Origin of the sequence: Dryocola sp. LX212, assembly GCA_041504365.1 — a bacterium.
In the GTDB taxonomy this organism is placed as follows: Bacteria; Pseudomonadota; Gammaproteobacteria; order Enterobacterales; family Enterobacteriaceae; genus Dryocola.
On the sequence record CP167917.1, the window covers coordinates 2,890,833 to 2,911,813 of the forward strand.

Here is a 20,981-nt window from a genome sequence, read left to right on the forward strand (position 1 = left end):
CCCGTCAGCGCTTTTTCACCGCCAGCCCGATTTTCTCTTCCAGCAGCTTTGCGACGGCCGCAAACGCTGGCACCACGACAGAGTTGCCGAACTGCCGGTAAGCCTGAGTATCAGACACCGGAATACGGAAAGATTTGCCCTGCACAGTCTCAAAGCCCATCAGCCTCGCGCATTCACGCGGTGTTAAGCGGCGTGGCCGACGCTTCTGGTTTTCAGGATCGTTAAAATCCTTCTCGCCCAGCGCCTTGTCCCAGCCTCTGTCGACCAGAATTTCCGCCCCATCTTTAAAATAACGCGCCGACAGGGTTCTTGCCACGCTGGCCGGATTGGTCGGGTCCACCAGACCGTAGCCAAAGCCGTTGCCCTTCGCCTGATGCTTTTTCGCGTAGTTATAGAGGTATTTCCACAGCGTCGGCGTCAGGATGTATTTTTCGTCCACGACCGGATCCAGCAGCTCACCGAAGGTGATGCGGCGCTTTGGATAAAGCGCGTCCAAAGTGCGCAGCGTGAAGTCATGGTGCAGATTCAGGTCGCGACGGAACCCGACCAGCACGATACGCTCGCGGTGCTGGGGCAGGAAGTTTTTCCCATCGATAATCTTAGGATCGCGCGCTCCCGCCACGGCCGCATCGGCCACTTCATACCCCAGCCCATCAAGCGTTTCCATAATGATACGGAAGGTGTTGCCCTTATCGTGGCTCTTGAGGTTTTTAACGTTTTCCAGCACGAAGATTGCCGGACGTTTGGCATCAATAATGCGGGCCACGTCGAAGAACAGCGTGCCCTGGGTTTCGCAGGCGAAACCATGCGCCCGTCCCAGCGCGTTCTTTTTCGAGACGCCAGCCAGCGAGAAAGGCTGGCAGGGGAAGCCCGCAAGCAGAACGTCGTGATCCGGTAGGATTGCCTTGATGTGCGCTGCGGCCTCCTCATCGCTGAGGTCCGTGCGGTGACTCTGGGTCACATCGCGGATGTCTTCGTTGAACTGATGCTGCTGCGGATCGCAGTACCAGTTGGCCTTATAGGTGCGTACCGCATATTTATTCCACTCGCTGGTAAATACGCACTGTCCGCCAATGGCCTCAAAGCCGCTGCGAATGCCGCCGATACCCGCAAAAAGATCGATAAAACGAAACGCGTATTTTCCGTGGTGAGCAGGCGGCGAGGGAAGCATGCTTTGCAGCATCGTCACTTCTACAGGCGTCAGGCTTCGCGGGGCTGATTTACGGTTGAACCAGCGGTTTAACGATTCACGCGTCCAGTCGCCGCTGACCTGCCGCAGATGATGCGCCACGGTTTTTTGATCGTAGATTTTAAGGATCCGGCTGACCAGCTCGTGGTCAGCTTCCATCTGCTGGCGCTGCTGGTGTAAGGCCTGTTCTGAGAGGTGCTCTGCAATCGCGTCGAGGTCGTTCATCCTAAACCCTGGAAGGGAAAATAATGTGCGACTTTATCACTGATTTGACCCAGAGAGAAAGCGTGCCCGCATCCGGCGGGCCAGCCGTTAGCGAGAAGAGATAAACTGCTGCAGGACGTCGCTGTCTATTTCGTGGTAATCGCCTTTTAGCTCGGCGCACAGCTTGGCCATGTAGTGCACCAGAAAATCGGCGTTGAGGCGTGCAAGCTCCCTGCCCGCTTCGGTTTGCATAGTTTCAGGAAGTTTAAAGAGTTTTTTCTGGAAATGGTCGAGCGCGTAGGTCGTGTCATCCAGCTCACGCGACTGCGCCAGCGGATCCGTGCTGTCGAACAACGGACGGCCTAACGCCCCCGATGTGTAAAACACCCGAGCAAGACCAATCGCGCCCAGAGATTCAAGCCGGTCCGCATCCTGAACGATTTTTGCTTCCAGGGTTTGCGGCGCAATGCCTGCGCTAAAACTATGGGCGCGGACGGCATGCGCCACCGCATCGTAAAGCTCACGGGGAAAATCCGGGAAGTCGGCATCCAGAATGCGCAACGTCTCTTGTGCTGCCTGCGTGGAGGCGAGATGGCGCTGAGGATGGTTTTTCGGCAGGTTAACGATGTCGTGAAAGTAACAGGCGGTGAGGACGACTAAACGGTCGGCTTCGCTGCCTGCTATTATTCGCTGTGCGGTCTTCCACACGCGGTGAAAGTGCGCCACATCGTGGGCCTTATCGTCCTGCGCCCAGTTGTCACGCAGCCAGGTTTCAAAGCGTTCCTGCCAGAGGGCTATCGGCATACGTACTCCTCGATTCGTTGCTAAACCCGGTACTTAATATGAGTACAGGATCACAAATTTAGCAAATTAACGGGCAACAACGCTAAGGCAGATTATCCGCGATGGGACGAACGCGCTCGCGAGCCGTACTGACGAGGCCGCGTATACCAGACGACCCAGCCCAGCACGGCGGCAACCGATCCAAGCACCAGCAGGCCCATCAGCGCCCCCATCAGCTTACCGGCAAAGGAACCCATATCGCCCTCCGTCACGCTGCTGACCACCCAAAAGTACTTCACCATTGTCCAGACGATGTAGAGGCAATAAGCATAGAACAACCACAGCGCTAGTTTTCCACCCGGGCTACGGGTTGGCTTCGCATCCATAACGTTTAACATCTCCTCTTAAGCAAAACACTGGATAAACGATGGCCTCGCCACCTTCACAATGTGATTTTTATCACATTATAGTGTGCATTTGGTCGCTTCTAACGATGTTTTTTGTCCCTTATCAAGCCCGGCAGAAAACAGGTCATATTCCGTGCAAATACTGGCAACTAAAGGGATTACAAAATCAAGCTGCCTGTTGGCAACGATAATTTCTAACTCTATTGCGACTTTTCTTTATACGACGTTGTTGGTATTAGCGTGATCTATCCGTTCCCCTTTTTTGTATTGTTTAACCCACGCCGGAGCGGATTTATTTCACCCGCACTTTATGTAAACCAAAGCAATAGTCATGTTATTCAGATAATTCCGCCGCTGCAGGCACACTTGTGACCCGCGTCGTTGAAGTGAAAATTATTAAGTGCTTGAATAATGGCCCGCTGAGGGGCATTAATGATGCCGATATCTTCTCTCCTGTAACCATGATGACTTTGTGAGCAAGTACATGATTAAGTGGCCCTGGAAAGTGAGTGATTCATCCGCTGTCTCCACCCTGCCCTGGGAGCAGGCTTTTGCTATTCCCGTGCTGGCCGACCTGACCCCCGTAGAGCAGCAGAAACTTATCCGTCTTGCGGACCGTTTTTTGCAGCAAAAGCGGCTGGTCCCGCTTCAGGGCTTTGAACTTGACGAGCTGAAAAGCGCGCGCATTGCCCTGCTGTTCTGCCTGCCGGTGATGGAGCTGGGACTGGAATGGCTGGATGGCTTTCACGAGGTGCTGATCTACCCTGCTCCTTTCGTGGTTGACGATGAATGGCAGGATGATTTCGGCCTGGTTCACAACCAGCGCGTCGTGCAGTCCGGGCAGAGCTGGCAGCAGGGCCCAATCGTACTTAACTGGCTGGACGTCCAGGACTCCTTCGATGCCTCAGGCTTTAACCTTATCGTCCACGAGGTGGCCCACAAGCTGGATATGCGCAACGGCGACAGGGCAAGCGGTATCCCGCTTATCGCGCTGCGGGACGTCGCCGCCTGGGAACACGACCTGTACGCCGCTATGAATAATATCCAGGATGAAATCGATCTGGTCGGTGAGAATGCGGCAAGCATTGATGCCTACGCGGCAAGCGAGCCGGCAGAGTGCTTCGCGGTGCTTTCCGAGTATTTCTTCAGCGCCCCAGAGCTGCTGGCCCCGCGCTTTCCTTCGCTCTATCAGCGCTTTCGTCTGTTTTACGGCCAGGATCCTCTGCAACGGCTGCATCGTAACGAAAACCCCCACGAGTCGGACGGCAAAACGGTGCATTAATGCCGCAAGTTGATTCTAATTTGCTCATTCGAATCAAGACGTTATTTTTGTCGTTGACTCTTTTTAAACGTGAGGCTACTATTCGCCTCGTTCAAACGATTCCTCTGTAGTTCAGTCGGTAGAACGGCGGACTGTTAATCCGTATGTCACTGGTTCGAGTCCAGTCAGAGGAGCCAAATTCGAGAGCCTGCTTAAGGAAACTTAAGCAGGCTTTTTTGCGTTTACGCATTATGAATCTCTCGTTAACGCTAACAAGAACGGGCAATGCTATCACCCATTCCCGACAGATTAGATCTGGAAATCGATAACCACTTCGTCCGACTCCAGCGCCTGGCGCTTAATTTCCTCTACCGAAAGTTCAGGATTGCAAAGCTCGATAAACCGCCAGACATAGTTACGCTGCAGCTGACCTCGCTTGATCCCGAGCCAGACGGTATTGGCGTCAAAAAGATGTCGCGTATCCAGGCGTACCAGACTCCCCTCCTCGCCGCTGGCCTGATCGGCCACCAGCCCGATACCCAGACCAAGCTCGACGTAGGTTTTCACCACGTCTGAATCCTGGGCGCTGAGCACGATATCCGGCGTAAGCCCCCGGCGTGAAAATGCTTCGTCAATGCGCGAACGGCCGGTAATGCCCTGCCGATAGGTAATAAGCGGCCAGCGGCTGATATCATCGAGGGTCAGAGGGCTGGCATGGATCAGAGGATGGCCTTTCGGCACCAGCAGGCTGTGGTACCAGCGGAACCAGGGATAGGCGACCAGTGTCGGGTCGGTACTCAGGCGTTCGCTGGCGATGCCGATATCCGCCGTGCCGCTGTGGATCAGCGCTTCAATTTCCTGCGGCGTTCCCTGGATAAGCTCCAGGCGTACCTCAGGGAACAGCGCCCGGAAGGCCTTAATAATCACGGGAAGGCTGTAGCGTGCCTGGGTGTGGGTGGTGGCGATGGTCAGCATGCCGCTGGCGTCGTTGGTGAAAAGATCCGCCAGCCGCCTGACGTTGCTCGCTTCGTTCAGGATGCGTTCAGCAATGACCAGCAGCGCCTTTCCCGGCTCAGTCATACCTAATAACCGTTTGCCCCGGCGAATGAAAATCTCTATGCCTAACTCTTCTTCCAGCTCGCGAATGTGGCGGCTGACGCCGGACTGCGAGGTGAAAAGAATATTGGCGACCTCGGTGAGATTGTAATCCCGCCGGGCCGCCTCGCGGATAATCTTGAGTTGCTGGAAATTCACGTTGCCCCCAGGAGCATGGCTGTTCTTTACGCCATTGTTAAAGTCACAGCCCCCGGCGAACAAATAATAAAAACCAGCAAGTTATTCCTTTTAGCGATAAGACCCTCAGCCCACCAGCAGCAGCTCACGATTTTCCAGCGCCGGACGTGCCGCCAGCGACATAAGAATATCTTTTACCGCCTGGGCCTGAGGCGTTAACGGCAGGCGCGCCGAAAGGTTAACCGACAGGGGTAGGTTAAGGGACGGGCTGGCGATGCGCGCCATCCAGCCATTGGCGGAGGCGGTCAGCGAGCGAGCGGCAGATTCTGGCAGCACCGTCACGCCCATCCCGCTGGCAATCGCGGCGGTAAGCGTTGAGAGAGATTCTATTTCGCCGATGATCTTCGCCGTCAGGCGACGGAGCGAAAAGGCTTCATCCACGCGCTTGCGCACGGCGCTGTAGTCACGCGGCAGGAACAGGTTCATTTCGGCCACCGCAGCGAGATCGACCGTCTGGCCTGGACAGTCGCGGGTGCCGACGAGAAACAGCTCCTCTTTCAGTAGCGGCTGGCTGGTGATGCCCGCCGTCGGGGAACGGTCGTACAGGACCGCCATGTCAAGCTGGCCGCTTAACAGCTTGTCATTCAGGGATGAACCACTGTTTTCGTGCAGGTAGACCAGCACGTCCGGAAGTTCGTTGCGCACTGCCTGAAGCAGAGGCATGGTAATCGAGGAGGCGGCGGTTCCCGGCGCAAGGCCAATGGAGACCGTGCCGCTTAGCGTCTGGCCCACGTTTCCGACCGCAAGCTGGGCCTGTTCGCACTGGCGTAAAATAGTGCGCGCGTGGGTATAAAGGATCTTTCCTGCCTCCGTTGGCGTTACGCCGCGCTTGGTGCGGATTAAAAGCTGCTGATCCATTTCCCCCTCAAGGGTTGCGACCTGCTGGCTCAGGGCCGGCTGCGCGATATGCAGCACTTCAGCGGCCTGCGTCAGGCTACCAATATCGACGATTTTTACGAAGTACTTCAGCCGTCTTAAGTTCATTTTGCCTCCTTCGGGGAATGCCAGCGCCAGTTTCAGCAGTGATGTCTCAGAAGGAACTGCAAGATGCTTGCCACTTTTTGGGAAAGCCGGACCAGATGGTCTAAGCAGCTGGATAATAAGTGAAACTGATATAGTGGCCCCGTTGTATTAATGAAACCTGGGTTTGCTTATGCCCCATAAGAGGTACTCACGCACCGTGATGGTGCGCGAGAAAAACAAAAACTTATGACAGACGTGCCCACCACAGGCGCAGCTTCATGCCCCAGTAGCTCGTCCAGCCGGTGGTTGAGGAGACGATCGCGCCCTTGTGAAGCACGACAAATGTTGGCGTAACGCCAATTTCCCAGTTCTGCGACAGCCTGCCGTCCGCATCGTTGATAACCGGCAGCGCCACCTTCTTATGGGCAAGCCAGCCGGTAACTTTTTGGTCGTCCCCAGAGCGCAGCGCCACGGTCATAACATTTTTGCCCTCTTCCGTCAGGCGCGACACGTCCGGGGTGGTGAAACGACAGACTCCGCACCAGCTCGCCCAAAAGTAAATCAGCAGCGGACGGTCTTCGCTTAACGCGGCCAGCGAAACATTTCTGCCGTCGAGCGTGTGAAGAGGCATGCTGTCAAAGGCTGCGGGCAGCTGCGGCGCCCGCCACCAGTCCATGACCAGCAGCACGGCTCCGAGGAGGACCAGCAGCACCAGTCCTTCCCGCCCCCAGCGCAGGAGTTTATTGGTCATTCGCCTGCTCCAGCTTTTCCAGGACCAGCGCTTCCAGCGTCTCCCACGGCACCGCTCCGGCCAGCATGGTATCGCCGACGATGGTGGCTGGCGTTCCCTGTACGCCGACAACTCTGGCGAGCTGAAGGTTCAGGCTCAACGTTTCCATACTTTTCTGATCCGGCGTCACGGGCGTGGCGCCGCTCTTATCAACGGCGGTTTTAATGCTCGCCGGCGTGTGATAGCCCTTTTTAGACATCAGCATCTGGTGCAGCTTCAGAAACTGCTCCGGATGCTCCCGCCAGGTAGTCAGCGCGATGCGCGCAGACTCGGTGGAGGTGTCGCCTTTAAAAGGCAGCGGCTTAATGACAACCGCCACGTCCGAATATTTCCGGGTGATTTTCTCCAGCATCGGGTCGAGCTGCTTGCAGTAAGGGCAGTTGTAGTCGGTAAAGGAGACCAGCGTCAGCTTAGGGTTGGCGGCCCCGATGCGCGGGCTTTGCGGGTCATGGAACAGCGCCTCATAAATAAGCTGCTGCATTTCCTCTTCCCGATCCTGCGGCTGCTGCGGCTGTTCCGCGGCCTGCGCGCTGAAGGTCACCATCAGCACCAGTAAAAAAGTCATCACCAGCTTCATTTTGTCTCTCCTTTAGCTTCCGTAAGCGTATTCAGGACGGCATCACGCGACAGCAGCGTGGGCAGCGCTTTCCCTTCCGGTAATCCAGGGCCGTAAATTTGGTTATAGGGCACTGCCACCTGGCCGCGCCGCTTCAGGAAGTCGGTGATTTCTTTCGAGGGCAGCGTCCAGTCGCCGCGCAGCGCCACGACGTCCGGGGCCTGAAGGGCCGCCTGAACATCATCCCGGGAAAGCACATTAAGCTTGTTGATTTTGCAGGTGATGCACCAGTCGGCCGTCACATCCACAAAGACCCGTTTATGCTGCGCAAGGGCATTTTGCACGGCCTCTTCACTCAGCGGCTGCCAGGCAATCTGCTCTTCGCTGGCTTTGCCCGTGGCGCTGCCGAAGTGGGCGGGCAGCAGGCTTGCCAGCCAGAGTGCGGAGCCCAGCATCATGACGGCGAGGATCTTACGCAGCCAGTTCATCCACGGGCCGGGACGTGGCAAACGCAGCGCCAGCCCCGGACGCAGGGCAATCAGCAGCCACGGCAGGCTCATCCCTGTGCCCAGCGCCAGGAACAGCCCCCACAGCACCGGCAGCGGAGCGGCCAGCGCTACCGCAACCGCAGTACCTAAAAAAGGTGCGCTACAGGGCGTTGCGAGCAGGGTCGCCAGCGCTCCCTGCCAGAAATGCCCGGTCATGCCGGTGCCGCCGTGGGTGGCAAGGCGGGTAGTAAGATTCGAAGAGAGGCGGAATTCAAACAGGCCAAACAGGCTGGCGCTGAACGCCACCATCACCAGCGCCATAAAGCCGATAAACCACGGGTTCTGGAACTGAATCCCCCAGCCCAGCGCCTGATTGGTCAGCCGCAGTACGGTCATCAGCAGCGCCAGCGCCATGAAAGAGGCGATGATGCCGGCAACGGAGGCCAGAAACTGGCGGCGGATAATTTTCCGGTCCTGCTGCCCCACCAGCAGTATCGAACCCAGTTTCATGCCGAGAACCGGCAGCACACAAGGCATCAGATTAAGAATGAATCCACCGAGCAGCGCGAACAGCACCACCTGCCAGAGAACAAACGAATCCTGCGGAGCGGGTATCGCAGCCGCCTCAGTCACGTTCACCGTCGACTGCTGGGCAATGCCGTCATCGGACACCACGAGCGTAAGCGAACGCCCGCGTAAATTCGGCCCGGTGCCGTCCCAGCCGTCGCTGGTCGGCACGGTAGCCCACAGGGTGTCGCCTTCCGTCTGAATTTTGGGTCTGGCAAAGCTCGCATCGTCCGGCACAACCAGAAACAGATCGGGTTTCTTCCAGCCCGCAGCACGGGTGGCCTTTACCACCAGTTCACCGGTTCGGTAGCCCGCGATCAGGCTGTCCGTGACCCCATTTTTAAGCGGAACGCTGCCCATCGCCTGAGCATAGTCATGGGCGAAAGCTGCATCGCCGGTAGTTGGCGATATTTCAAAGGGATAATCTGTGAGCAGGCAAACATCTTTGCAGGTTGAAAGCGTCAGCACGCCAGCGATATGAGCAGGCGGCTTACCGGGCGTGGTCATCGGGATGCTGACCCGATCGTGGTAGCCCTGAGTGGTAATACCGCCGACGTCAAAGCGCTGCGGAGCAGGCCAGAACCACTCAACCGCAGGCATAGCATTTTTCCAGGCAATAGCAGGCGCAACGCCCCCCTCACCCGGCGAACGCCAGTAGGTTTTCCATCCTTTTTCCAGCTTTACGTCCAGCAGCAGGCGGGTCTCGCCGCTGTCGCCGGTATCGCCGGTATCGGCGCGCAGGCGCACACTGGCATGATTGTTATCGGCGGACGTCAGCCAGCCGGGTTCCGCGGCCCATGAAAACGGCAGCCACAGCAGCAGAAGGCAGAGCAAAGCCTGCCTGAAAAGACTCAACATATTTTTTCTCCGTAAATGAATTAACTAACCGTGTTGCACAGCCGGTTTATCATTCACGGAAGACACAAAATCGCAGATGGACTCTTAGCGTGGGCGAGGAGAAGGCCTGGACGGGCGCAACGGGCGAAGGTATCGTCCGTGCGGGAATAAGCAGTGCGAGGAGCAGGCTTACGGCAAAAAGCGCGCCTTCGAATAGCACAGGGGGAGCAGAGAGCAGCGACTTGGCGCTCAGTTCACAGGGTGTCACCGGAGCGGCATCATCAACATCGGAACTGATGGACTGGCTTAAGGCGATCTCTGTGGCCGCTTTCATTTGCAGGGCGTGCAGGCCCGCCATGCGCTGCGCGGTACAAACTACCACCACCAGACATGCCAGAACCAGAAACCACTTTGCCAAATGCTTGCGTTTAAACATGCTTCCCTCGTTTGTGAACCGCCTATCTTAGCCAGTCCGCGCCGTTTGGCAACCGATGCGCTGTAAAGTTATGTCTGCCCCGGGCGCGCGTTTGCTTGTTTTATCAGCAAACAAACGTCATGCCCTGTTTCAGGCTTTGACAAGGTGGAGCGGGGCCGTTAATATGCGCCCCGTTCACACAATTCCTCTGTAGTTCAGTCGGTAGAACGGCGGACTGTTAATCCGTATGTCACTGGTTCGAGTCCAGTCAGAGGAGCCATATTTAGAGAAGCCCGCTTAAGGAAACTTAAGCGGGCTTTTTGCTGTCTGTGCTTAAAGCTGGCCTGTGCTACCGGGCGCGGCGCTAATAAGCATCGGCATCCCGGAACGGCGGAGCAACGCGGCGCTCACAACATCCGCATCGACGCCGTCCCCCTCGGTTACATTGCGCAGTGCCGGGGTCATGGGCAGCGGGACTTTCCTGTCGGATTCAAACTCGGCGCGGTTACGGGACAGCGGCTCGTGCACTTCCAGCCAGCGCCGCCCGTCCGGCTCGACGGTGACTTTCACCGGCTGGTCAATCAGCTGTACGCGCGTCCCCACCGGCACGTTATCGAACAGATATTTTATGTCGTCTTTGCGCAGGCGAATACAGCCCTGGCTGACGCGCAGGCCGATACCAAAGTTGGCGTTAGTCCCGTGGATGGCGTAGAGCCTGCCGATGTAAAGCGCGTAAAGCCCCATCGGATTATCCTCGCCCGGCGGCACGAACGCCGGCAGGGTTTTGCCCTCCTTCGCGTATTCGCGGCGGGTATTAGCCGTCGGTGTCCAGGCGGGGGCCTCCTGCTTACGTTCAACCTTCGTCACCCAGTTGCGCGGTGTTTCACGTCCAACCTGACCAATGCCAATCGGCAGGATTTCTACCGTGCCGCTGCCCTGCGGATAGTAGTAAAGGCGCATTTCGGCGACATTTATGACAATCCCCTGGCGTAAGGTATCCGGCAGAATCACCTGCTGCGGAATAGTCAGCTGGCTACCTGCTTTTGGCAGGAACGGATCGACGCCCGGATTGGCCTCCAGCATATTGCTTAACCCCTGTCCGTAGAGGGCGGCAAAATACTCCAGCGGCTGGGTATTCCCGTCCGGTACCGTAGCGATTAACGCCGTACCAACAAGACGACTGCCCTCTGGCGGAAGCGGGTAAGTGACCGCAATGGCGCTATGGGTAACCGCAGCAAGCACCAGGGCAAGCGAGGATAAGCGAATCATAGTTTCCCCGTTATAAATAAGATGGATTCAGATTAAATATAACCTTCCGCTGCGGATCTGTTTAGCTTTCGAGTGCGGTCTTGAGTCTTATAGTTTTTCACATTCCCGCTACATCCCCCTTCCGTTCTTTCCCGTCCATGACATACTAACTGAACCCGCGTCCACCCGGCATGCCCGGCACAAGGAGAAATAATGAACAATGACGCAATCGACCACGGGCTGACGCCCGAGCAGGCGCTCGATAAGCTTGAAACCCTTTTTGATGATGCAGTGAACGCCCTGCGTGATGCCATAGACACCTATACGCACCAGGGAACGTTGCCCGATCCTATAGCCCGCACGGCTGGCCTGTTTGTCTACCCGGAACTTCGAGTCAGCTGGGATGGCACAACGAATAAACCAAATAAAACCAGAGCCTACGCGCGTTTTACCCATTCCGGCAGCTACACCACCACCATCACCCGCCCTTCACTTTTCCGCACTTATCTCATCGAACAGCTCTCGCTGCTGCACGAAGATTACGGCGCGCACATTGAGGTTGGCCCTTCACAGCACGAAATCCCCTACCCTTATGTGATAGACGGCCTGTCGCTGGATCGTTCAATGAGCGCCGATTTAACCCGCCACTTCCCGACGACCGAACTGGCGCAGATTGGGGATGAAACGGCGGATGGCCTGTTCCACCCAACGGAGTTTTATCCGCTGTCGCATTTTGACGCCCGCCGCGTGGATTTCTCCCTCGCGCGCCTGCGGCATTACACCGGTACGCCTGCTGAACATTTCCAGTCTTTTGTTCTGTTCACCAACTACACCCGCTACGTGGATGAGTTCGTTCGCTGGGGCTGCCAGCAAATTCTCGATCCTGAAAGTCCTTACGTGGCACTCTCCTGCGCCGGTGGCGTCTGGCTGACGGCGGATTCAGAAGCGCCGGAGGCGGCGATTTCCGACCTGGCCTGGAAGAGGCACCAGATGCCCGCCTGGCATCTGATTAACGCTGACGGTACGGGCATTACGCTGATTAACATTGGCGTTGGCCCGTCGAACGCAAAGACCATCTGCGATCACCTTGCCGTACTGCGACCGGATGCGTGGCTGATGATTGGCCACTGCGGCGGCCTGCGCGAAAGCCAGGCCATTGGCGACTATGTGCTGGCGCATGCTTATTTACGTGACGATCACGTACTTGACGCCGTGCTGCCGCCGGACATCCCTATCCCAAGCATCGCCGAAGTACAGCGCGCGCTCTACGATGCCACCAAGGTTGTCAGCGGTATGCCGGGTGAAGAGGTGAAGCAGCGTCTGCGCACCGGAACGGTGGTCACCACCGACGATCGTAACTGGGAGCTACGCTATTCGGCCTCCGCGCTGCGCTTTAACCTCAGCCGCGCCGTAGCCATCGATATGGAAAGCGCGACCATTGCCGCGCAGGGGTATCGCTTCCGAGTGCCGTACGGGACTTTGCTGTGCGTGTCGGACAAGCCGCTGCACGGCGAGATTAAACTCCCGGGCCAGGCAAACCGCTTTTACGAGGGGGCGATTTCCGAACATTTACAGATCGGCATCTGCGCCATTGACCTGCTGCGTGCCGAAGGCGAGCGTCTGCATTCCCGCAAGCTGCGCACCTTTAATGAGCCACCTTTCCGCTAGCTGGGGCTGGTGTGGCTTCTCGGGCATCCAGATGAAGGGTAAGAAACAGGCCGCTGAGAAGCGGTCTTTTTTGGCACTTTGGCGTAATTATCAGCAGTTAAACGCAAATCGCTGAAACAGCCTTTGACAACCCCAGCCTGTGCCGTTAACATGCGCCCCGTTCACACGATTCCTCTGTAGTTCAGTCGGTAGAACGGCGGACTGTTAATCCGTATGTCACTGGTTCGAGTCCAGTCAGAGGAGCCATATTAGAGAAGCCCGCTTAAGGAAACTTAAGCGGGCTTTTTGCTTTCAACATTTCAACATTATCTTCAAGCCGCAATCCCCGGCGGGTCGCGAAACCCCATTCGTTACGCCCTGAAAGTTTTGAACAATCTCTCATCCCCTTGTGCAACGTTACAACGACAAACCCATTATGTTGATTTTTTGTTGTGACTGACGCCGAGTTTGCTCCCTCTGCTTTTCATTAGACTGGCTCCACTTCCTGCATTCCTGTGGAGACAGTAATGAGTTTTAGTTCGCAATTTCAGAATGTCTTTCAGCTGCTTCAGCATAGCGCCAACACACGAGAAAATGCGCTGGCGCTGGCATTTGAGGGCGAAAGATACACCTATGGCCAGCTTAATCAGCGTGTTCATAGCGTTATGGAACAGCTCAGAACGAACTGGTCCTTATCTGCAGGTGCAAGAATTGTCCTTGCATATGGTAATACGCCTGCCTTCTGCGAAATATTTTTTGCCGCGATGGGATTGGGGATCGAGGTTGTTCCTTTCAGCACAAAGTTGAAGGAAGAAGAAGGGCTTCGGTTAATACAGCATGTCAGTCCGGATGCCGTCTTTTATAACGGCGACGGCCAGAACTGGCTCTCCGGGATAGCAAATACCCTGACGGTATCGCTGGAACAATGGCATTCGCTCACGCTTCCCGAACGATTAAGCTCGGCGCTTCCCGAGGTAGTGCGGGACGATACGGCAGTCATTATGTTCACATCCGGCACCACCGGCACGCCCAAAGGGGCAGTGATAACCCAGGGCAATTTGTTAAGTGCCGTAACGGCCTATAAAGAAGGCTTTCAGCTGGATGAAAACGACAGTACCGTACTTGCCGTCCCTGTTTATCACATTACGGGATTGTCCGCCCTGCTGTCACTGTTCATTGCTTTGGGGGGGGCAATATGGCTCCAGCAACGTTTCCAGGCCGATGCGGTTTTGAATACCGTTATTCAAGAGAACATAACTTTCCTGCACGGTTCGCCGACCGTATTCATTTTACTTAGCCAGGCTGTGAAGGCTAAGAATGTCAGCGCCCCTCTCTCATTTCCTTCTTTACGGAAAATTGCCTGTGGAGCGGGACATTTAAATGCCGGCTTAATTAAAGAATTAACTTCGTGCTTTCCGCATGCCGCCATCCACCCGGTATACGGGCTGACCGAAACTACGTCCCCGGCCACGCTCTTCACTAATGACATTCGCCACCACCCGCGAACGGGCAGCTCCGGCCAAGCCGTTCAGGGATTGGAAATTGACATTCGTGACGATCAAAATGTGCGTCAGCTGCGTAACAAAATTGGCCAGATATGGTTAAGAGGAGACGTTGTCGTCAAGCGCTACTGGCAGCCCCCGCATCATCGCCCGGCTTGTGATGAGCAGGGTTGGTTTGCTACAGGGGATTTAGGCTACCTCGATAACGACGGCTATCTGTTTATCAAAGATCGCAGCAAAGACATGATCAATCGCGGGGGTGAGAAAATTTACTCCATCGATTTGGAGAACTTAATCTCGACCTATTCCGGGGTTAAGGAGGTCGCCGTCATCCCTGCTCCCAGCCCAATCTATGGGGAGGAACCTGTCGCCTTCATCGTGACGGATCGGGATTGCCACTTAACCCGTGATGAACTGCTCCACTGGCTGAAAAAAAAGGTCGCCAAATATCAGCTCCCTGGCCGCATTATTTTCACTCGTTTTCTGCCTCGCACCCATAACGGAAAAATATGTAAACGCGAATTGAAAACGCAGCTCCAGGATCATTTGCTCACTTCGGGAAATCAATCATGAAACCTGTATTTATCACCGCAAAAGAAGCTGCTGAATTCATTAAGGATGGCGATCGTGTATGCACCGTTGGCATGACGCTGATCGGGGCAGCGGAGTCAATTTTGAGTGCCGTAGAACAGCGTTTTTTAGAAAGCGGACATCCTTGCGATCTGACGCTGGTACATGCTGCAGGTCAGAGTGACAGGCAGCGGGGGATCCAGCATTTTGCCCATCCGGGGATGGTGACGCGATTAATAGGCTCACACTGGGGGCTGGCCCCTCGCTGGATGAAGATGATCAATGAAAATGCTGTCGACGCTTGGTGTCTGCCGCAGGGCCAAATGGTGCATCTATATAGCGCGATGGCGGCAGGATTACCGGGGCGATTGTCAAAAGTCGGACTGGGTACCTTTGTCGATCCGCGGATCGAAGGAGGCTGCATGAACCAGCGTACCCGGGAGCAACCTGGACTGCTGGAATGTGTCACGTTTCGAGACGAAGAGTATCTTTTCTACCCCTCTCTGCCGCTCGACGTCGTTGTCGTCAGAGGCACGCATGCTGATGAAGACGGTAATCTGACGACCAGCGAAGAAGCGATGAAGTTAGAAATTCTGCCGGCCGTGCTGGCAGCCCGACGCTTCGGGGCCAGAGTCATAGCCCAGGTAAAATATCAGGTTGCACGGGGGTCACTGCACCCAAAAGATATTACGGTTCCGGGACCCCTTATCGATGCCATTGTTGTGTGCGACTCGCCGGAAACCGACCATCGCCAAACCTCCGGCTGGTATTTCGACCCTGCCCTCTGCGGCGATACCCGACTCCCTTTACAGCATGACATTTCCCTGCCGCTCAACCTGAGAAAATTGATTGGTCGTATTGCCTGCCGTTATCTGAAAAGCGGCGATGTGATCAATCTTGGCACAGGCATTCCTAATGACGTTATTGGCGACATCCTGCGCCAGGAGAAAGTCACGGATGATGTTCTCATTACGGTGGAGTCCGGAATTTATGGCGGCAGCCAGGAAGGGGGAACGGATTTTGGTATCGGTCGCAATCTGAGCGCGATGATCAGCCATCAGGATCAGATGCTTTATTACAACGGTGCCGGAGTGGATGTCACCTTTATGGGTGCTGGTGAAATGGATGCCCAGGGTCACGTCAACGCTACCCGGCTTGGAGAGTCATGCCCTGGTGCCGGTGGTTTTATCGACATCACTCAAAATGCACGTCACGTCGTCTTCTGCTCTTCATTTACCGCTAAAGGGTTGAGCATCGACTGTCTGGACGGTGCTTTAAAAATTCTTCGTGAAGGAGAAGTCTGCAAGTTCCCAGCCCGGGTTAATCAAATCTCCTGGAATGGCGAACAGGCCCGTCAACAAGGACAAACCATGCATTACGTCACTGAACGAGCCGTCTTCGAGATGCGGCCCGAGGGGGCGACGCTGGTAGAGATTGCACCAGGCATCGATCTGGAACGCGACATTCTGGCACACATGGCGTTTAAGCCGTTAATTGCCAACGATCTCAAAGTGATGGATCCCGCACTGTTTTCGCCAGCCTCCTTTGGGCTGTCAGCATTGCTTTCATCATCAGCTCACTAACCAAAAAGGAAAGGGAAATGAAACTGACTAATAAAATTGCCATTGTCACCGGTGCCGCCAGAGGCATTGGTTTGGGGATCGCTGAGGTCCTGGCGCGCAAAGGTGCACAGGTAGTGATTTCTGATATGGACGCTACTCAGGGCGAAGCTTCAGCCGCAGCATTACGTGACGCAGGTTATTCCGCGCATTTTATCCCCTGCAATATTGCTCTGCTCCCGCAAGTGCAATCACTGTTTCAACAAACGGAAGCGCTGCTGGGGCCCGTGGATATTCTGGTCAATAACGCGGGCATAAACCGTGATGCCATGCTGCATAAGTTAACAGAAGCCGACTGGGATTTGGTGGTGGACGTGAATATGAAAGGCACCTTCTTTTGCCTGCAACAAGCGGCATTGCGCATGCGTGAACGCGGATATGGCCGCATCATCAACATCGCGTCTGCCAGCTGGCTTGGTAACGTCGGACAGACGAACTACTCCGCCTCGAAAGCCGGCGTTGTGGGGATGACCAAAACGGCCTGCCGTGAACTGGCCCGCAAAGGCGTGACCGTAAATGCTATTTGCCCGGGTTTTATTGATACCGAGATGACACGTGGCGTTCCTGAAAAAGTCTGGGAAATGATGATCAATAAAATTCCCGCAGGATTTGCCGGTGAAGCCAGTGATGTGGGTGAATGCGCCGCCTTCCTGGCATCAGACGGGGCCCGGTATATCAACGGGGAAGTGATTAACGTAGGCGGCGGCATGGTGCTTTAAGGAGAAATGAGATGAAACAGGCAAATGATATTGTCGTTGTCAGCGGTGTCCGCACCGCTATCGGCACATTTAATGGCAGCTTCAGAGAGACGCATCAACATGACCTCGGGGCTGCGGTGATCCGTGAAGCGGTCAACCGTGCAGGCATTTCACCTGAGAGCGTGAGTGAAGTGGTCGTCGGTAACGTTGGGCAGATCGCTGAAAGCGGTTTTATTGCCCGGGTATGTCAGCTAAGGGCGGGTTTACCCAACCAAACCACGGCTTACTCGGTTAACCGCCAGTGTGGCTCAGGGCTACAGGCTATTGCCAGCGCGATGCTGTCGCTGCAAACCGGACATTCAGACATCGCCGTCGCCTGCGGAACGGAAAACATGACGCAGCTTCCCTACTACCTGCGCCAGGCGCGGTCCGGCTACCGCATGGGAAACGGGGAGCTTGAAGATGGGCTGATATCTATTCTGACCTGGCCGGAAGGCCCCTGGCACAACGGCATGACGGCGGAAAATGTTGCCGAGCGGTTCAATATTTCTCGCGAAGCGATGGATGAGTTTGCATGGAGCAGCCAACAGAAGGCATTGCATGCCATTGCCAGCGGGTATTTTGAGTCGCAAATCCTGCCGCTTGCCGTTCCTGATGGCAAAAAGAGCCAGCGCTTATTCTCAGTAGATGAGCACCCAAGGGAGACTTCCCCGCAGAAACTTAGCACCCTGCGAGCCGTATTTAAAGAAGGTGGAAAAGTCACCGCAGCAAACTCGTCCGGCATTAATGACGGGGCAGCGGCGTTGGTTTTAATGACCAGAAAGCAAGCCGATTTACAAGGTCTGAAACCGCACATGTCCATTCGCGGGTGGGCCGTTGCGGGATGTGAGGCTGAAATTATGGGATTCGGCCCTGCTCCTGCGACCCGCCTGCTTATGGCGCGCCTGGGGATGAATATTCAGGCTGTGGATTTGATTGAACTGAACGAAGCCTTCGCCGCCCAGGCGCTGGCAGTTATGCAGGATCTGCACCTCGATCCCGCGCGTGTCAATGTCAACGGCGGAGCGATCGCCTTAGGACATCCGGTTGGGGCCAGTGGTGCCATTCTGCCGGTGAAACTGATGTATGAAATGGAAAGAACCGGTGCACAGACAGGGCTTGCCACACTTTGTATCGGTGGCGGACAAGGCATTTCAATGCTGTTTGAACGAGAAGCGTAGCGGGTGGCCCGATGTGGGGCATCGGGCCAGTGTTATGACGTTCAAGACTCAATGCATGAGGCGCACAACAGGGAATATCACACTCGCTGTGTGCTTCTGACCGCGATAACAGGAGAATAGTAACGATGTCCCAGCTAAATGAAAAGCTCACAGCTACAGGGCATGAACAAAATGCCAATAAAAAGATTTATCGTCATTTGATGCCGCTACTGATCATCGCTTACATCATCAGTTTTATTGATCGCACGAATATTGGTATGGCCAAAGCGACAATGTCCGTTGACCTTGGCCTTTCGGCCACCGCTTTTGGCCTGGGAGCAGGGCTATTTTTCTTAACCTATGCCGTACTGGAAATCCCGAGTAATCTCTTTTTGGTCAAAATAGGTGCTCGTCGCTGGATTGCCCGTATCATGCTGACCTGGGGTGTCATTTCATGTGCCATGGCATTTGTTACCGGGCCCTGGTCGTTCTATGCCATGCGTTTGCTGCTTGGCGCCGCAGAAGCCGGATTGTACCCAGGCATCATTTACTATATGACGCTGTGGTATGGCCGTGAAGAGCGGGCAAAAGCAACGGGACTCTTCCTGCTGGGCGTCTGCTTTGCCAATATTATCGGCGCACCGCTGGGCGGACTGCTGCTTAATATGCACGGCGTGCTGGGATGGGCTGGCTGGCAATGGATGTTCTTTATTGAAGGTCTGCCTGCCCTGGTACTGGCGGTTATTGTCTGGAAGAAACTACCGGATAAACCTGCGGATGCACCCTGGTTAACGCCGGATGAAGTCGCGGCAGTAGAAGAAAAACTGGCTCGTGAGCAGCGTGAAGCACCCCATACTGACAGCCATTTCTCATTAAAATCAGCCTTTGCAATCCCTGTATTTTTGCTGCTGATTGGCATTTATTTCACCCATCAGTTTTCAGTTTATGGTCTGAGTTACTTCTTGCCTGGTATTGTCGGAAGCTGGGGAGATTTAACCCCGATTCAGGTTGGACTGATCACCGCTGTACCCTGGATTTCCGCAGCGCTGGGGGGCATCATTCTTCCCCGCTTTGCTCGGGCTGAATCCAGCTCACGCAAGCTGCTCACCGCAGGTTATCTGATTATGGCCTTCGGCATGGCGCTCGGTGCCAGCGGAAGCCCGCTCACGGCTCTCGCAGGATTTTGTATCGCCGCTTTTATGTTCTTCGCCGTTCAGTCCGTTATCTTCAGTTGGCTGCCCAATATCATGAGCGGGAAACTGCTGGCCGGAAGTTTTGGCCTGCTGAACTGCCTGGGTCTGTGTGGTGGTTTCCTGGGACCCTTTATTCTTGGAAGCTTCGAAGACCGCACGGGGTTAGCCGCTTCAGGATTGTGGTTTGCGGTTGGTCTGTTGGTAGTCGGTGCGGTACTTTCGCTTTTCATTCGAGGCACCAGACCACCCGAAATGCCCCCCTCTTCGGTACGACAAAGCTCACGTTAACCTTCTTTTTTCGGCCAGCGAAACAGCTGGCCGGTAACGACCTATAACGAATAATTGAGAAGACAGTTAAAATGAAGATTATTATCGCACTGGACTCGTTTAAGGGAAGCTGTAGCGCCCACGCCGCATGTGCCGCGGTCGCCAGAGGCATTCGCCGGGTATGTCCCGATGCCGAACTGGTTGAACTGCCGCTTTCAGACGGTGGGGAAGGATTGATCGCCACGTTATCCGACAGTGCCCCATTACGCCACGCAAGCAAACTTAGCTGCACATGTACTGGTCCTTATGGCGGCACCACCGAGGCCAGCTATTTATTACTGCCCGGTGGACGTGCAGTGCTTGAGATGGCGCAGAGTTGTGGACTGGAGCTAACTCCCCCCGCCCGGCGGGATGTGCGCTACGCCAGCAGCTATGGACTGGGCGAACAGGTCAAATCAGCATTGGATGCCGGAGCCTGTGACATTGTCATTGGTCTGGGAGGAAGCGCAACGAACGATGGCGGCCTGGGGTTTGCACAAGCTTTAGGGGCAACGTTCTGGTTGCAAGATGGATCGCTACTCAGCCGTCCTGGTTGTGCCGACGATCTGGCCCGCCTGGATCGCGTGGATATCTCAACGCTGGATGCTCGCCTGCAGAATGTTCACATAACGGCTTCCTGTGATGTCACCAATCCTTTACTCGGTGAACGAGGGGCAACATGGGTGTATGGCCCACAGAAAGGCGCCACGAAAACTACGCTGGCTGAACTCGAAGCAGGTATGGCACATTATGCTCGCCTGATGACACAAGCGACAGGCAAGAATGTTGCCCCTCAGGCTGGAGCGGGTGCTGCTGGTGGAATGGGAGCGGCGCTTCTCTGGTATTGTGACGCAACGTTGTCGCCGGGTATAGAGCTGGTCATGGACCTGCTGGATACACGTAAACATCTTCAGGAGGCCACTCTGGTGCTGGTAGGTGAAGGACGAATGGACAGCCAGAGTGCCTGGGGGAAAGCGCCTGTAGGTATGGCGACACGCGCCGCCGAGTACCAGCTTCCGGTCATCGCACTTTGTGGCGGACGCGATGACAGCAGCCGTCTACTGTATGAACATGCAATTACGGCAATGTGGTCACTGTGCCCGCGCCCGATGTCCCTCGAAGAAGCGATGAGTAACAGCGAAAACCTTCTGGCGGATACCGCAGAGAATACCCTCCGCACCTTTTTAGCCGGTATGTTAAGCCGTACGCTGCCGATTTATTCTAATAACCGACAACCAGGTTAGTG

Annotated in this window: 18 protein-coding genes and 3 tRNA genes; 11 read left to right on the forward strand and 10 right to left on the reverse strand. The window is 55.5% G+C overall.

The features are described from left to right. Positions 1-4 precede the first annotated feature (4 nt). From ACA108_14070 to drpB, 3 genes are all read right to left on the reverse strand, one after another. Positions 5-1,414, reverse strand: a complete 1,410-nt coding sequence (locus ACA108_14070) for a DNA cytosine methyltransferase (protein XEX94510.1) — start codon at positions 1,412-1,414, stop codon at positions 5-7. Positions 1,415-1,501: 87 nt separating this feature from the next. Beyond that, entirely contained in the window at positions 1,502-2,197 is a 696-nt protein-coding gene (locus tag ACA108_14075; GenBank protein ID XEX94511.1) for a phosphohydrolase, read from the reverse strand. Positions 2,198-2,289: 92 nt separating this feature from the next. Then, positions 2,290-2,562: a cell division protein DrpB gene (gene drpB, locus ACA108_14080; GenBank protein ID XEX98116.1), complete on the reverse strand. Its 273-nt coding sequence runs from the start codon at positions 2,560-2,562 to the stop codon at positions 2,290-2,292. Positions 2,563-3,067: 505 nt separating this feature from the next. Between drpB and mtfA the strand changes: the two genes are divergently transcribed. Then, positions 3,068-3,865 (forward strand): DgsA anti-repressor MtfA, encoded by a 798-nt coding sequence (gene mtfA / locus ACA108_14085; protein ID XEX98117.1) that lies wholly within the window; start codon positions 3,068-3,070, stop codon positions 3,863-3,865. A 100-nt stretch (positions 3,866-3,965) separates the two neighbouring features. Next, a tRNA-Asn gene (locus ACA108_14090) sits at positions 3,966-4,041 on the forward strand. A gap of 112 nt (positions 4,042-4,153) precedes the next feature. Here ACA108_14090 and cbl read toward each other — a convergent pair. From cbl to ACA108_14120, 6 genes are all read right to left on the reverse strand, one after another. Continuing rightward, positions 4,154-5,098, reverse strand: a complete 945-nt coding sequence (gene cbl, locus ACA108_14095) for an HTH-type transcriptional regulator Cbl (GenBank protein XEX94512.1) — start codon at positions 5,096-5,098, stop codon at positions 4,154-4,156. A 105-nt stretch (positions 5,099-5,203) separates the two neighbouring features. Further along, the gene (gene nac / locus ACA108_14100) at positions 5,204-6,121 is read right to left on the reverse strand and encodes a nitrogen assimilation transcriptional regulator NAC (GenBank protein ID XEX94513.1); all 918 of its coding nucleotides are present in this window, start codon (positions 6,119-6,121) and stop codon (positions 5,204-5,206) included. A gap of 223 nt (positions 6,122-6,344) precedes the next feature. Next, the gene (locus ACA108_14105) at positions 6,345-6,851 is read right to left on the reverse strand and encodes a protein disulfide oxidoreductase (GenBank protein XEX94514.1); all 507 of its coding nucleotides are present in this window, start codon (positions 6,849-6,851) and stop codon (positions 6,345-6,347) included. Next, complete coding sequence (locus tag ACA108_14110) at positions 6,841-7,467, reverse strand: DsbA family protein (protein ID XEX94515.1); 627 nt, start codon at positions 7,465-7,467, stop codon at positions 6,841-6,843. Before ACA108_14110 ends, ACA108_14105 begins: the two co-directional genes overlap by 11 nt. After that, complete coding sequence (locus ACA108_14115) at positions 7,464-9,359, reverse strand: protein-disulfide reductase DsbD family protein (GenBank protein XEX94516.1); 1,896 nt, start codon at positions 9,357-9,359, stop codon at positions 7,464-7,466. Before ACA108_14115 ends, ACA108_14110 begins: the two co-directional genes overlap by 4 nt. A gap of 49 nt (positions 9,360-9,408) precedes the next feature. Then, positions 9,409-9,774 (reverse strand): copper resistance protein, encoded by a 366-nt coding sequence (locus ACA108_14120; protein ID XEX94517.1) that lies wholly within the window; start codon positions 9,772-9,774, stop codon positions 9,409-9,411. Between the two features lie 183 nt (positions 9,775-9,957). On the opposite strand from ACA108_14120, the gene ACA108_14125 reads away from it, so the two are divergent. Beyond that, positions 9,958-10,033, forward strand: a tRNA-Asn gene (locus ACA108_14125). Positions 10,034-10,086: 53 nt separating this feature from the next. On the opposite strand, the gene ldtA is transcribed toward ACA108_14125, so the two are convergent. After that, the gene (ldtA, locus tag ACA108_14130) at positions 10,087-11,022 is read right to left on the reverse strand and encodes a L,D-transpeptidase (GenBank protein ID XEX94518.1); all 936 of its coding nucleotides are present in this window, start codon (positions 11,020-11,022) and stop codon (positions 10,087-10,089) included. Positions 11,023-11,214: 192 nt separating this feature from the next. Between ldtA and ACA108_14135 the strand changes: the two genes are divergently transcribed. From ACA108_14135 to ACA108_14170, 8 genes are all read left to right on the forward strand, one after another. Continuing rightward, positions 11,215-12,669 carry an AMP nucleosidase gene (locus tag ACA108_14135; GenBank protein XEX94519.1) on the forward strand — a complete coding sequence of 485 codons (1,455 nt, stop codon included), beginning with the start codon at positions 11,215-11,217 and terminating at the stop codon, positions 12,667-12,669. A gap of 170 nt (positions 12,670-12,839) precedes the next feature. Further along, positions 12,840-12,915: transfer RNA gene (locus ACA108_14140), tRNA-Asn, on the forward strand. A 260-nt stretch (positions 12,916-13,175) separates the two neighbouring features. Next, positions 13,176-14,723: a class I adenylate-forming enzyme family protein gene (locus tag ACA108_14145; GenBank protein ID XEX94520.1), complete on the forward strand. Its 1,548-nt coding sequence runs from the start codon at positions 13,176-13,178 to the stop codon at positions 14,721-14,723. Beyond that, positions 14,720-16,303, forward strand: a complete 1,584-nt coding sequence (locus ACA108_14150) for an acyl CoA:acetate/3-ketoacid CoA transferase (GenBank protein ID XEX94521.1) — start codon at positions 14,720-14,722, stop codon at positions 16,301-16,303. The genes ACA108_14145 and ACA108_14150 overlap by 4 nt, the downstream gene beginning before the upstream one ends. A 17-nt stretch (positions 16,304-16,320) precedes the next feature. Beyond that, positions 16,321-17,058 (forward strand): 3-oxoacyl-ACP reductase FabG, encoded by a 738-nt coding sequence (gene fabG / locus ACA108_14155; GenBank protein XEX94522.1) that lies wholly within the window; start codon positions 16,321-16,323, stop codon positions 17,056-17,058. Positions 17,059-17,069: 11 nt separating this feature from the next. Next, positions 17,070-18,257: an acetyl-CoA C-acyltransferase gene (locus ACA108_14160; GenBank protein XEX94523.1), complete on the forward strand. Its 1,188-nt coding sequence runs from the start codon at positions 17,070-17,072 to the stop codon at positions 18,255-18,257. Between the two features lie 125 nt (positions 18,258-18,382). Next, complete coding sequence (locus tag ACA108_14165) at positions 18,383-19,717, forward strand: MFS transporter (GenBank protein XEX94524.1); 1,335 nt, start codon at positions 18,383-18,385, stop codon at positions 19,715-19,717. A gap of 71 nt (positions 19,718-19,788) precedes the next feature. Then, on the forward strand, positions 19,789-20,979 hold the full coding sequence (locus tag ACA108_14170; protein XEX94525.1) for a glycerate kinase: 1,191 nt from the start codon (positions 19,789-19,791) through the stop codon (positions 20,977-20,979). Positions 20,980-20,981 lie beyond the last annotated feature (2 nt).